A 12,461-nucleotide genomic window follows, 5' to 3' on the forward strand; every position below is an offset into this window, starting at 1 on the left:
CGCCGCCGTGGGCCTCACCGCCGCGGGGTGCAGCAGCGGCAAGGGCGGCAGCAGCGGACCCGCGGCCAAGGTGCTGACCAAGGCACAGCTGCAGGCGGCCGCGCTGACGGCCGAAGAGTTGCCGGCCGGCTACCGGATCGTGAAGCCGGCCTCCGCCGACGCCCTCTTCACCTCGACCTCGACCACCGTGCCCGCCCAGTGCCAGCCCATCCAGGACATCGGCGCGGGAAAGCCCACCGCGGCCTGGGCCCAGAACTACCCCCAGGCCGCCAAGCGCACCCAGGTGCTCGCCAGCCGGATCGCCTCCTACCCCGCCGGGGGCGCCGAGCGGACCATGGCCGACCTCGAGGGCGCACTCAAGCACTGCGCGGCCTTCCGCGCGGCGAACAACAAGGACGGCTCCGTCACCACCGTCCAGGTGACTCCCGGCAAGGCACCCGCGCTCGGCGACGACTCGGTCCAGCTGGACCTCGCCAGCAGCGGTGGCGGCAGCATCACCTCGCTGCGGATGGTCCTGGTCCGCACCGGCACCGCGATCGCGCTCTTCTCCGCCTTCGACATCAGCAGCGGCAAGCCGGTGCCGCTGCCCCAGCGGATCCTCTCCGCGCAGGTGGACAAGCTCAAGGCCGCAACCGGCTGAGCCCAGCGTCCCTGATGTACCGTCAGGCGGCTATGCCAAGCACCGTGTCCAGACCGGTGAGGCGCAGGACGCCGGCCGGCTGCTCCCGGACGCCCACCAGGGTGGGCGGCCCGGTACCGCCGGAGGTCTGGCGGCGGCGCAGCTCCACCAGGAAGTGCAGACCGGCGGAGTCCATGAAGGGGACGCCGGCCATCTCCACCCGGATCCGGCCGACCGGGTCCGGCAGCCGCCCGAGGAGGGCGTCCAGCAGCGGGCGCGCGTCATGGTCGATGTCCCCGACCAGGGTCAGTACGGTGAGCCCGCCGCGCTGGTCGACGGTGATGGCGAGGGTCTGCTGCATGCCGAAGCCGGCCCCCTTCGAGGGTCGGGGGCCCGGCGCCCGCCGAGCTGGGGCCCGTGTCCCTCCACGGTGCCATCCGGGTACGGGATCGCGCCAGCCAGGTGCCCGCCGCAGCGTGAACGGCTGCCGGCGGGCACCTGGTCCGGCGCGGGGAGGAGGTCAGCTCGCGCTGACGGAGAAGGAGTTGATGGTGAAGTTGAGCCCTCCGGAGGAGGAGGTGATCTCGTAGCCGAACTGGACGTTGCCCAGGGTGACGTTGCCGAACCAGCCCTTGGTGGTACGGATCCAGTTGAGCACCGCCAGGATGTCGACCGTGCCCGAGCTGGTGTTGGAGGTGCGGACGAAGGAGAAGACCGCGTTGGCGCCGTTGCTGCCCTTGTAGACGGTCCAGGTGTGGCCGCCGACGGTGACACTGCCCTGGGAGGTGCCGAGCGGTCCGACGGCGCCGGTCCTGTTCATCCAGAGCATGATCTCGTTGGCGTTGCCCGAGTCCCAGATGTCGTAGGCGGTCTCGTAGGCACCGGAGGACGGCACGGTGACGTTGAAGCTGGACTTGACCGAGGCGAGCGAGCTGAGCGTCCTGCCGACGTACTTGGTGGCGTTGGGGTAGGACTTCACCCCGCCGGTGTTGGGGTGGTTCGCCCAGACGCCCCAGTTGGAAGAGGAGTTGGCCCAGATGGTCTGCGGGCCGGCGCCGCTGCCCCAGATGTCGTTGTAGAGGGTGTAGCCGCCGTTGGACCAGGTGGCCCACTGGTCGCTGGAGGACCAGGTGGCGGCGTACGCGGGCTGCGCCGCGAGCCCGAGGGCGGCGGCAAGTGCCGCCAGCAGGCCGAGCAGGAGGGCACGCGGCCTGGCGGGCGCACATGTGGCACTTCCGGTCGTTGCCGTGCCGATCGAAGCATGTCCGGTCATCAGTGGTCTCCCGGTGGAGGGGTCGGAACACGGGGAGTCCGCCGGCGATACGCGCGGCCGAGCGGGAAGTCGAAGCGCCTCGACAGAGCTTTGAGCAGGTGGAGGGCCACCATGAGCCCCGCCGAAACCATAGGAGTCGAATGTGTCGAAGCGCAACGACTGGGACGGCAGGATTTCGTGTCCGCGACAACTCCCGCCGGGGGGCTACCGTACGAGGCATGAACGCCCCGGCTCTTGAGCTCACCCCGCGCACCCGGACCGACGACCTGCTGGCATGGTCCGCCGAGCAGGACCGCGAGGTGCCCGAGCGGCCACTGCGCATCGTGCTCACCCTGCTGGAACTCGCCGGCGCCCGGCTGCACGACGGGTACCCCGAGGTGACCGCCGAGGAGATCGACCAGCTGCTCTACGAGCTGCTGCCGATGACCGCCGACGCCGAGGCCGAGGGCTGCCAGGCGTATCTGGACGCGCTCCGCCTGGTCATCGACCACCAGCGGGCGGCCAAGCGGCTCAACGCCAAGCGCCAGACGAAGCTGCACGCCGAACTGGACGGCCTGGCCGCCGGGTTCCCGCTGGTGATGCGGATGCCCGGGCGGCTGACCTGGCCGCGGCTCTACACCATGCTGCTGCGAGCCGACGGCGTCGACTGCTCGGACGACGCCGCGGTGCGGGCCTGGCTGGACGCCTTCCGCGAGAAGGGCACGGACGGCCGGGCGGCGGCCTGGGCCGCACTCCCCCAGCTGGTCGCCCCCGAGGAGGAGCACGGCAGGCCCGAGGCCTGGGACGACACCCGCATCCTCACCCTGGGCATGGCCACCGACAACGCCCGCCTGCTGCTGGGCAACCGGCTGCTGGAGCGCGTCTACCGCAGCCTCTCCGCCATGGTCGCCGAGGGCCGCGGCCTGCCGCCCGAGCTGAGCCGCGACGTCGAGGGCTACGGCCGGCTGGTCGTCGACGAGGCCGTACGGTTGCTCGGCGAGTGGACCGTCCCCGGGCTCCCGGCGCTGCTGCGCGACCACTACCCGGACCTGGCGCCCGAGCCGGAGCAGTCCGACATCGACACCCACCTCGCCGCCCGCGAGGACTGAGACCGCGGCACCGGTGTGCCGCGGTCCCCGGTCTCGACATCAGGTCAGGAGGACTGACCGGCCAGCACCTCGGACATCTGCAGGGTGGTGCTGGCCCCGTCCAGCGCCTCCCGGACGATGTCGGCGTGGCCGCTGTGGTGGGCCGTCTCACGGATGATGTGCAGCAGGATGCGCCGGGCCGACCAGTGGACGTCCTGCTGCGGCCCCCAGGGAAACCGCGGCAGCAGGCACTGCCGGTCCAGGTCGGGGAGGTCCGCGACGGCCCGGTCGGTGGCGCGGCCCGCCGCCGCGTACTCCTCCAGCAGCCCGGCGAGCGTCTGGTCGTCGGACATCCGGTACTGCTCCGGGTCGGTCATGCCCTCCGGCATGCTGCCGTCGCCGTGCACCAGGATGTGCGTCCAGCTGCGCTCGCACCGGGTGACATGACGGAGGATCCCGCCGAGGGTCAGCTCGCTCACCGTGGTGCGGCGGCGGGCGTCCTCGTCGCCGATGCCGCGGACCGCGATCCGCAGGAAGTTCCGCTGCTCATCCAGGATCTGCAGGATGTCGCCGCGCTCGCCGGCGGGGGTGGGGGAGCCGGGGGTCGTCGCCATGGGTGAAGGTTCCTTTCCGCTGTGCCTTGACCTCACCGTAGGCGGGAACGCGGACGGTTCCCGTCCTGCTTGACCCGATGGGGTGAAGCGGATTCAGGCGTCCTGGGGTCGGGGTGCGGCAGGTCCTTGACGCGGGTGAGCGCAGCGGTGGCGAGAGGGTGCCGACAGGCCGCCCCGGCCCGTATGCGGACGCCGGGCAGGCAGCCAGGCCGACGGCCCCGGCGTCGGGGGGGTGGTCGCCGGGGCCGTCGGAGTCGGGAGGGCCATGGCCTCAGGGGAAGCCGGGCCGGCCAGGGTGGGGTGAACGACGAGTGCCCGGCCGGGCCCGGAGGACGGGCCCGGCGGGTGCGGCTCGGCTCAGGGAGTGAGGTCGTGCGACTGCAGCCACGGCTTGGGGTCGACCGGTGCACCGCCGCCGGGCCGGACCTCCAGGTGCAGATGCGGGCCGGTCACATTGCCGGTGGCACCCGAACGGGCGATCACATCGCCGGCGTTGACCGAGCCCGAGCCCTGCACGATGGACGACAGGTGGCAGTACCAGATCTCGGTGCCGTCGGGCAGCGTCTCGATGACCCGGTAGCCGTAGGAGCCGGACCAGCCGGCCGAGGTGACCGTCCCCTTGCCCACCGCCTTCACGGCGGTGCCGGTGGGGACGGCGAAGTCCAGCCCGGTGTGCAGCTGCGACCAGTAGGAACCGGCCTGGCCGAAGCCCGCCGTGAGGGTGTAGCCGGTGACCGGCAGGGTGAAGGTGCCCAGCAGCCTGCGCTCGGCCTCGCGGGCGGCGCGCTCGGCCGCCTCCTTCTTCTGCCGGGCCTCCTCGGCGCGTTTGGCGGCGGCGTCCTCGGCGGCGGCCACCTGGGCGGCCTGCTCCTGTACGGCCCGCTTGGCCTCCGCGTCCCGGGCTGCCTGCAGCCGGGCCGACTCCTCGGCCGCGGTGCGCTGGCTGTCGGCCTGCGCCTGGATCCGGGCGGCCAGGGCCAGGCCGGGGTCGGTGGCCTCGGCGAAGGCGCTGCCATGTGTGTCCTCCGCCTGCTCGGCGGCGGTCGCGGCGGCATAGGTGGTGAAGCCGGTGGTGCCCAGGGTCGCGGCCATCGCCGCGACACCGACCACGGCGGAGGAGCCGATGCCTCCCGCACTGCGCTGCCTGGGCATCCGGTGCCGGCCGCGGTCCGGGTCACCGCCGAACACGGTGACGGGTTCCGGTCCGGTCTCCGGCTCGAACATGGCCCAGGGCTGCTCGTCCGGCAGGGGGAGGGTCGAGGGCATGCCCTCGGGACGGTACGACGACGCCACGGCTGGCGCACTCCTTTCCTTCCTCTCGCCTACCGGGTTAGCTGACGGGTTCGGAGCAGGAAGGTCTCCTACGGTCTCCGGGGCCGGTGCCGCCGAGCCAGGAACGGGCGCTCACAGTAACGCTCCGTCATGACACGGACAGGTCCGTTTCGACCGATTCACCCCAAGGAACGGTGGTTCCCCGGCTCCCTGGCGCCATGGCTCCGGCGCCTTCAGGATTAGGCGATGCCGCGCGGTGCCGTCGTGGTACGGCGTTTGCGCCGCGCTGCGTTATCAAACGTTAATCCCAGGACGCCGCGATTCCAAGCCACTTGGGAGATGCAAAGGCAACCGCAAGGGACAGGAGGGACGAATTGCCGCCGATCGCCCCCCGGGTGACCCCTTTCCCCTTCCGCCCCGTCAGCACCTGGTCACCCAGCGTCAGGAAGAGGCCGGATCCGGCGCCTGCGACTCCTCCGCGGTGAGCGGCAGAGCGATGGACTCGAGCCCTCGCCGCTCCGCCCGCACCCCCAGGAACAGCTCCACCACCCCGGCCGCGATCATCAGCAGGGCCCCGATGGTGAAGGCGAGCGCGGTGTCGGACGGCTTCCCGGTGGAGACCAGGCCGGAGAAGATCAGCGGCCCGGAGATCCCGCCGACCGCCGTACCGACCGCGTAGAAGAAGGCGATCGCCATCGCCCGGGTCTCCATCGGGAACACCTCACTCACCGTGAGGTACGCCGAGCTGGCGCCCGCCGAGGCGAAGAAGAACACCACCGCCCAGCAGGCCGTCAGCGTCCCCGCGTCGAGCGAGCCCGCGCGGAACAGCGCCGCCGTCCCCAGCAGCAGCACCCCGGAGAGGATGTAGGTGCCGGAGATCATCGGCTTGCGGCCGACCGAGTCGAAGAGCGGGCCCAGCAGCAGCGGGCCCAGGAAGTTGCCTGCGCAGATCACCACGAAGTAGTAACCCGTGGAGCCGGTGGGCACCTTGAAGAAGGTGCTGAGGATGGTCGCGTACCCGAAGGTCACCGCGTTGTAGAGGAAGGCCTGGCCGATGAAGAGCGACAGGCCCAGCACCGTGCGCCCGGGGTAGAGCTTCACCATGGTGCGGGCGATCACGGCGAAGCCGATGCTGCGCCGCTGCCGGATGGCGATCGACTGCTCCGGCTCCTCCAGGGACGCGCCGCTCTGCCGCGCCACGATGCGCTCCGCCTCGGCCACCACCTCCTCGGCCTCGTCCTCCCGGCCGTGGATGAAGAGCCACCGGGGGCTCTCCGGGACATGGCGGCGCACCAGCAGGATCACCAGCCCCAGCACCACGCCCAGCCCGAAGGCGAGCCGCCAGCCGACGTTCACCGCGAGCAGCGCGGTGTTCAGCAGCGGCACCGACAGAAGCGCCCCCGCGGCGGCGCCCATCCAGAAGGTGCCGTTGATGATGATGTCGATCCGCCCGCGGTGACGGCTGGGGATCAGCTCGTCGATGGCGGAGTTGATCGCCGCGTACTCCCCTCCGATGCCGAAGCCGGTGGCGAAGCGGCAGAGGAAGAAGAACCAGGCGGTCCAGGAGACCGCGGTCAGGGCGGTCGCCGCCAGATAGACGCAGAGCGTCAGCATGAAGAGCTTCTTGCGGCCGTACCGGTCGGTCAGCCATCCGAAGAAGAGCGCCCCGGCGCAGGCCCCCGCCACATAGAGCGCCGCGGCCAGGCCGGTGACCTGTGCCGCGGAGATCGCCAGGCCGCTGCCGGGCTCCGAGAGCCGGCCGGCGATGTTGCCGACGATGGTGACCTCTAGACCGTCCAGGATCCAGACGGTGCCCAGCCCGATGACGATCCGCCAGTGCCACGGCGACCAGGGCAGCCGGTCGAGCCGGGCCGGGACTTTGGTGCGGATCACTCCGGTCTGCACTCCGCCGCCGGCGGCGGCCTCCTCGCCACTCATCCACGGACCTCCGCAGTTCCGCCGATCCACCACTGTGGACAGGCGTCTGCCCCGGCCTGCGGCGCCTAACGCACCAGGCAGAACTCGTTGCCCTCCGGGTCGCGCATCACCTGGAAGGCTCCCTGGTCATCGAGCTGCACCTCGCCCACCGCCCGCGCCCCGCGCGCCAGCAGCTGCTCCCGGGCCTTGTCGATGTCGTCCACGCAGACGTCCAGGTGGAGCCGGTTCTTGCCGGCCGGCCTGGCCTCGGGAACCCGCTGGAAGGCGATCCTCGGCTGCTGGTCCGGCGGGTCCACATACGACCAGTCGGGGCTGCGGTCCACCGGACGCCCGCCGAGCACGGCGGCCCAGAAGCGCGCCAGCACACCCGGCTCGGCGCAGTCCACCACCAGTTCGTCGATTCGTCCCACCACAGGGCCAACCTACTGCCGAACCTGGGTATCCGTACTCATGCCGCGCGCCCCGCCCGGCGCGATGATGCCGCCATGAGTGCATCGATGCAGCCGCGGACCACCTCCGCCTACTACGTGCAGGCGGTCCTCTCCTTCGCACTGTCCGGCAGCGCCCTCGGCGTCGGGATCGCCTGTCTGCCGGTCGACACCTGGATGCGGGCGTTCCTCGCGGTCGGCCTGCTGTACGTGGTCACCTCGGCCTTCACGCTGGCCAAGTGCGTGCGGGACCGGCAGGAGACCTCGGACATGGTCAGCCGCGTCGACCAGGCACGGCTGGAGAAGCTGCTGGCCGAGCACGACCCCTTCAAGGTCGAGGGCGTCTGAGCCGCGGCCGCTGCGGGCCCGGCGCATCCGGGCCCGCGGGCGACGGGGGTCAGGCGGGACGGTCGGCGATCAGGGTGCCGCCGGTGGCCCAGTTCTCCTTGGGCAGGTCCTCGATGGTGACCCAGACGCTCTCCGCCTTGACCCCGGTCGCCCGGACGAAGGCGTCCGTGAGCTCACGGGCGATCTCGCGCTTCTGCTCGATGGTGCGGCCGGCGATCTGCTTGACCTCGATCAGGGGCATTGCTGACTCCTCGTCGGATGCTGGGGGCCGTGCGGTGTGAGGCCGCCCGGTTCGACATCACTCCATCACCGGGGCGCGGGGTGCAACAAGCAGCATTCGGCGAACGCACCCATCAGCGATCGTGATCGACCGCGAGGAACGCCGCCGCGCAGGCGGTCTCCAGCAGCCGCATCCGCGCGGGCTCCAGGTCCTCCCTGACGGCGAGCCCGGTGGGCAGCAGCATCGGCGGGCCCGCCGGCTCCCGGCAGGCGACCCGCCGGGTGATGGCGAGGTCGCTGCTGGCGGCGAAGAGCACCGTCCAGGCCTGCTCGCCGGCGGCCAGCTCGGCCAGCGTCTCGGCCAGCGAGGTGTTGGGCCGCCCCCGCTCCGGTTCGAAGCCGGCGGCCCGGCACGCCCTGCCCACCGCCTCGCCGAGGCCCGACGCGCCGGCCGACGGGGCGAGCCGCAGCGGCAGCCCGCGCAGCCGGTGCAGCGGCAGCGGGTCCAGTTCGGCCAACGGGTGCGCCGCCGGGAGGACCACCAGCAGCCGGTCCTCCCAGAGCGGCAGCAGCCTCAGCCCCGGCTGCGGCACAGCGCCGCGGACGAAGGCCGCGTCCAGCCTTCCGTCGCGGACCCGCCGCAGCCGCTCCTCCCGCCCGGACTTCTCGAACTGCACCCTCAGCCGGGCGTCCTGCCCGGCTACGGCGTCCAGGAACACATCGAGCCTGCTGCCCAGACTGGAGCCCGTCCCCAGCCGCAGCGGTCGGTCGGTTCCGTACTCGGCCAGCTGCCTGGCCTCCGCGGTGAAGGCGTCGGTGGCGGCCAGCACCGCCAGTGCGCGGGGCAGCAGCTGCCGGCCCTCGGGGGTGAGCATCACGGTGCGGCTGGTCCGCCGGAACAGCATGACCCCCAGCTCCCGCTCCAGCCGCCGTACCTGCTGGCTGACGGCCGACTGCACGATGTGCAGCCGCTGGGCCGCATGGCCGAAGTGCAGTTCCTCGGCCACCGCCGTGAAGTACTGCAACTGCCGCAACTCCATACAGCCTCCAGTACGGCCTCCCGGACGGAGGCGGACCCCCATCCAACTGCCTTGCCCACGGCATATCTACTGGCCGTAGAGCCAGGTGGCCCGGCACGGCCCCGGCCGGACCGATCTTGACTCGGGCGCGGTCCGCCGCGCATCGTGGCCGGGCCCCCGCACCACCCCGACTGGAGCCCGATGTGACCACCGCCGCCGATGACGCCGCCGCCGATGAGACCGCCACCGATGAGACCGCCGCCGTGGCCCGGGTCCGCGAGACCCTGGAACGGCAGGCGCTGCTGACCACGCTGGGGGTGGAGGTGGTGGAGATCGCCCGGGGCCGGGTGGTGCTCGACCTGCCGGTACGGACGGAGGTCACCCAGCAGAACGGCTTTGTGCACGCCGGGGCGATCACCACCCTGGCCGACACCGCAGCCGGAGCGGCCGCGCAGTCGCTGATGCCGGCGGACCGGAACGTGCTCAGTGTGGAGTTCAAGGTGAACCTGCTGAGCCCCGGTGTCGGAGAGCGGCTGCGGGCGACCGCGACCGTGGTCCGCGCGGGCCGCACCATCACGGTGGTGTCGGCCGAGGTGGAGTCGGTGGACGGCGGGGCGCGCAAGCCGGTCGCCCTGATGCAGGCCACCATGATCGCGGTCGACGGCCGCTGACCGCCGGACGCAGCCCGGCCGGGCCTCCCCGCGGGGCGCTCCACTGCCACGACTCCCCTGCCACGAGGAGCGGGCCCTGCAGCTCCCGGAGCCCCCTCCACACCCGGGACCTGCACCGGGCGGCGCACCGCCTCCCCGGGCGGTGCGCCCGCACCACCCCGGGATCGGCGGCCGCGCGAGCGACCGGCCTGACCAGGCCCGGCCGCAGACGGGACTGTCCGGGGGATGCCGCGCCGGGTGATACTGCACGGAGAGGCACGGGCGTCGGCCCGGCCCACGAGACGTGGAGAGGGGTGAGGCGACCGTGTTGAGGAACGGACTGGAACCGTGGCACCTGATTCTGGTGCTTGTGGTGGTCGTCCTGCTGTTTGGTTCCAAGAAGCTGCCCGAGATGGCGCGCGGACTGGGCAAATCGATGCGCATCCTCAAGGCCGAGACCAAGGCCATGCGCGACGACACCCCGACCGTCGAGCGGGTCACCGCAGCCGAGGAGCCCGTGCAGCAGCCGCTTCGGCAGCAGCCGGTGCACGAGAACCAGGCGTCCTGATCTGAGGGCGCGGGGTGTCCCAGCGCGGACCGGCCATCGCGGCCGGGCCGCTGCTGCGGCGTCCCGCGCCCTTCGCCGTCTGATCAGGAGACGCCGACCAGGGTCGGCTGAGGGAAGCCCGCCGACCGGAAGCTGTGGACCGGCGTGCCGTTGACCAGGGGGCCGCGGATCAGGCCGGGCCGTTCCAGTCGAGGGTGGGCGGCAGCACGCCCTCCAGGGTCAGCAGCCACCGCTTGACCTCCACCCCGCCGTACCCGCCGCCGAAGCCGCCCAGTCCGTCGGAGGCCACCACCCGGTGGCACGGCACGATCAGCGCGACCGGGTTGGAACCCATGATCTGGCCGACACTGCGCGCCCCCGCCCAGCGCTCGCCGGGCGCCACCCCGTCGTACACCCCGCTGCCCGCCGCCAGCTCGCCGTAGGTCACCGTACGGCCGTAGCCCACCGTGCGGTGCAGCGCCTGGAGCACCGTACGCTGCGCACCCGAGGTCAGGGACCAGTCGACCGGGAAGTCGAAGACCCGCCGCCGCCCCGCGAGGTACTCGGCGACCTGTCGTGCCACCAGCGCCGTGCGCTCGGCGTCGGCCCCGGGCGCCGACGCCAGCAGGGCCGGTACCTCGGCCGGCGGCTCTGCCGAGAACGCCACCGCGGCGGCACCCGCCGTGGTGACGGCCACACTCACACCGCCCACCGGCTCCGGTGCCTCCACGCTCACCCAGCTGACGGCCATCGCCGTGCTCCCCTTCCCCTCGGCGTCGTCCCACCAGCATCACCCGCCGTGGGGTGGGGGCGGAAATCCCCCGGTGAGGACGGCGGAAACCCGCGAGTCCGGCCTGCGGGGCCCGGCAGGCCGGTGCCTGGGCTCAGGCGGGGATCTCCACCTGGACGCTCCCGGTGTCCTCGTCGACGTCCGAGGTCCGCACCACGACCGTCAGAGTCCACCGGCCCGGCAGCGGGACCCGCAGGTCGTCGGCCTCCCAGGCGGCACCGCGCTGCTCCAGCGGCACCTGGAGCGGACCGACGCCCCGGTCCGGAAGGGCCATCCGGATCCGCAGCTCCGGCACCACGGCCAGCGCGCCGCCCCGGGTCAGCACCACCGCCTGCAGGGAGTTGTCACCGGCGCGGCCGGGATCCAGCACGATCTCCACCGTCCCCCTGCCACGGCCGCCGGGGAGCCCGGTGTCAAAGGGCACCTGTGCATAGACCGTGGGCCTCGGCGCGGCCGTGGCGGCGGTGAACTCCACCGCCGTACGCGCGGGCTGACTGGACGTCAGCAGTGCGGTGAGCGCCAGCACCACCGCCCCGGCCGCCGTCTCGGCCGCCACCGACCAGCGCAGCCGCGCCACCGTCACCGCGCCCGACGCTCCCGCTCCCGACACTGCCGGGCCCGCGGTCCAGCGCCGCGAGTACCAGGCGGCGGCCAGCAGCAGCCCCACCGCCGCCAGCTTGGCCGCCAGCAGCCGGCCGTACCCGGTGTCCGCCAGCGCATGCCAGCTCCCCACCTGCCGCCAGGACTGGTACGCCCCGGTCGCCACCAGTACCGCCACGGCCGCCCGCGCCCAGCGGGAGAACCGGGCCGCCGACGCCGACGCCACCGCCGGAGGCTCCTTGACGAGGGTCACCAGCAGGGCCGCCAGGCCGCCGAGCCACACCGACGCCGCCAGCAGGTGCAGCAGGTCCAGTGGGACGGCAAGGGCCGTCTGCGGCCCTGTCGCCGCATGCTCCGACGCCGCCCAGGTGGCCCCCGCGGCCACCGCGGGCACCGCCACGGCCGCCCCCGGCGCACCGCGGCGCAGCAGCGGGCCGAGCGGCAGCACCAGCAGCAGCCTGGCCAGCAGCGCCAGCGCGGGCCGCCCGGCCAGCGTCTCCCGGACGGCCGCCCACCCGAAGCCGCCCGACTCATAGGGCGTACGAAGCACCAGCAGTCCGGCCGTCGCCATCACCAGCACCGCCCATCCGGCCGACACCAGCCGCCGCACCGCCGCGCTGCCGCGCATCAGCAGCGCACCGCCGGCCAGGACGACGAACCCGGCGTAGGCCAGTCCCCGGCCGACGCCGTAGGCCACGCCGACCAGGGCGCCGCTCCCGTTCGCCGCCACGGCGGGGGCGGCGGACTCATGGCCGACCGAGAAGGTGAACCCGCCCGACACCGGATGGCTGTCGGCGGACACCACCCGCCAGGAGACCACATAGGTGCCCTGGGGCAGTCCCGGTCCCAGCGCCACCCTGGCGGTGCGCCCGTCGCCCCCCGCGTGCCCGGGCCGCCGGTCGTCCACCCGCAGTCCGCCGGGGCCCAGCACCCGCAGTCCGTCGGGCGGGACGCTGACGCCCTCGCTGAAGGTGAGCACCACCTCCCGCGGCGCGGTGTCCAGTACCGCGTCGGCCGCCGGAGCCGATCCGGCCAGGGCGGCGTGGGCGGCGGCGGTGCCGGCGCCGCCCAGCAGCA

General features: G+C 73.1%; 15 protein-coding genes and 1 riboswitch. Of the genes, 5 read left to right on the plus strand and 10 right to left on the minus strand.

Annotation, left to right across the window (positions count from 1 at the left end; all coding sequences use genetic code 11):
- Nucleotides 1-640: hypothetical protein (locus AOK09_RS17205; RefSeq protein WP_055588094.1), on the plus strand; the 640-nt coding region annotated here is incomplete at its 5' end.
- A gap of 22 nt (nucleotides 641-662) precedes the next feature.
- Here AOK09_RS17205 and AOK09_RS17210 read toward each other — a convergent pair.
- Nucleotides 663-980: an STAS domain-containing protein gene (locus AOK09_RS17210; RefSeq protein WP_055588095.1), complete on the minus strand. Its 318-nt coding sequence runs from the start codon at nucleotides 978-980 to the stop codon at nucleotides 663-665.
- 159 nt (nucleotides 981-1,139) lie between these two features.
- On the minus strand, nucleotides 1,140-1,892 hold the full coding sequence (locus AOK09_RS17215) for a glycoside hydrolase family 12 protein (RefSeq protein WP_079063145.1): 753 nt from the start codon (nucleotides 1,890-1,892) through the stop codon (nucleotides 1,140-1,142).
- Nucleotides 1,893-2,110: 218 nt separating this feature from the next.
- Here AOK09_RS17215 and AOK09_RS17220 point away from each other — a divergent pair, with 218 nt between their 5' ends.
- Complete coding sequence (locus AOK09_RS17220) at nucleotides 2,111-2,980, plus strand: hypothetical protein (RefSeq protein ID WP_055588096.1); 870 nt, start codon at nucleotides 2,111-2,113, stop codon at nucleotides 2,978-2,980.
- 44 nt (nucleotides 2,981-3,024) lie between these two features.
- On the opposite strand, the gene AOK09_RS17225 is transcribed toward AOK09_RS17220, so the two are convergent.
- The 4 genes from AOK09_RS17225 to AOK09_RS17240 all read right to left on the minus strand — a co-directional run bounded on the left by AOK09_RS17225 (nucleotide 3,025) and on the right by AOK09_RS17240 (nucleotide 7,196).
- Nucleotides 3,025-3,573: a DinB family protein gene (locus tag AOK09_RS17225; RefSeq protein ID WP_055588097.1), complete on the minus strand. Its 549-nt coding sequence runs from the start codon at nucleotides 3,571-3,573 to the stop codon at nucleotides 3,025-3,027.
- A 357-nt stretch (nucleotides 3,574-3,930) separates the two neighbouring features.
- On the minus strand, nucleotides 3,931-4,866 hold the full coding sequence (locus AOK09_RS17230) for a M23 family metallopeptidase (RefSeq protein ID WP_055588098.1): 936 nt from the start codon (nucleotides 4,864-4,866) through the stop codon (nucleotides 3,931-3,933).
- An 11-nt stretch (nucleotides 4,867-4,877) separates the two neighbouring features.
- A riboswitch (cyclic di-AMP (ydaO/yuaA leader) is annotated at nucleotides 4,878-5,085 on the minus strand.
- Between the two features lie 201 nt (nucleotides 5,086-5,286).
- Entirely contained in the window at nucleotides 5,287-6,783 is a 1,497-nt protein-coding gene (locus tag AOK09_RS17235) for an MFS transporter (protein ID WP_055588099.1), read from the minus strand.
- Nucleotides 6,784-6,848: 65 nt separating this feature from the next.
- On the minus strand, nucleotides 6,849-7,196 hold the full coding sequence (locus AOK09_RS17240) for a VOC family protein (protein ID WP_055588100.1): 348 nt from the start codon (nucleotides 7,194-7,196) through the stop codon (nucleotides 6,849-6,851).
- A 72-nt stretch (nucleotides 7,197-7,268) separates the two neighbouring features.
- On the opposite strand from AOK09_RS17240, the gene AOK09_RS17245 reads away from it, so the two are divergent.
- Nucleotides 7,269-7,559, plus strand: a complete 291-nt coding sequence (locus AOK09_RS17245) for a YiaA/YiaB family inner membrane protein (RefSeq protein WP_055588101.1) — start codon at nucleotides 7,269-7,271, stop codon at nucleotides 7,557-7,559.
- A 49-nt stretch (nucleotides 7,560-7,608) separates the two neighbouring features.
- On the opposite strand, the gene AOK09_RS17250 is transcribed toward AOK09_RS17245, so the two are convergent.
- Together AOK09_RS17250 and AOK09_RS17255 are read right to left on the minus strand one after the other, a co-directional pair.
- Entirely contained in the window at nucleotides 7,609-7,800 is a 192-nt protein-coding gene (locus tag AOK09_RS17250) for a 2-hydroxymuconate tautomerase (RefSeq protein WP_055588102.1), read from the minus strand.
- Between the two features lie 112 nt (nucleotides 7,801-7,912).
- Entirely contained in the window at nucleotides 7,913-8,818 is a 906-nt protein-coding gene (locus AOK09_RS17255; RefSeq protein WP_055588103.1) for a LysR family transcriptional regulator, read from the minus strand.
- Nucleotides 8,819-9,000: 182 nt separating this feature from the next.
- Here AOK09_RS17255 and AOK09_RS17260 point away from each other — a divergent pair, with 182 nt between their 5' ends.
- Both AOK09_RS17260 and AOK09_RS17265 read left to right on the plus strand, forming a co-directional pair.
- Entirely contained in the window at nucleotides 9,001-9,468 is a 468-nt protein-coding gene (locus tag AOK09_RS17260; protein ID WP_245687330.1) for a PaaI family thioesterase, read from the plus strand.
- A gap of 349 nt (nucleotides 9,469-9,817) precedes the next feature.
- Nucleotides 9,818-10,015, plus strand: coding sequence for a Sec-independent protein translocase subunit TatA (locus tag AOK09_RS17265; RefSeq protein WP_407675411.1), 198 nt, complete (start codon nucleotides 9,818-9,820; stop codon nucleotides 10,013-10,015).
- 169 nt (nucleotides 10,016-10,184) lie between these two features.
- Here the strand turns inward: AOK09_RS17265 and AOK09_RS17270 are convergent, their stop codons facing one another.
- Nucleotides 10,185-10,745, minus strand: coding sequence for a methylated-DNA--[protein]-cysteine S-methyltransferase (locus AOK09_RS17270; protein WP_055588104.1), 561 nt, complete (start codon nucleotides 10,743-10,745; stop codon nucleotides 10,185-10,187).
- Nucleotides 10,746-10,878: 133 nt separating this feature from the next.
- Nucleotides 10,879-12,461: copper resistance CopC/CopD family protein (locus tag AOK09_RS43210; RefSeq protein ID WP_055588105.1), on the minus strand; the 1,583-nt coding region annotated here is incomplete at its 5' end.

The sequence above is a fragment of the Peterkaempfera griseoplana genome, from assembly GCF_001418575.1.
Lineage (GTDB): Bacteria > Actinomycetota > Actinomycetes > Streptomycetales > Streptomycetaceae > Peterkaempfera > Peterkaempfera griseoplana.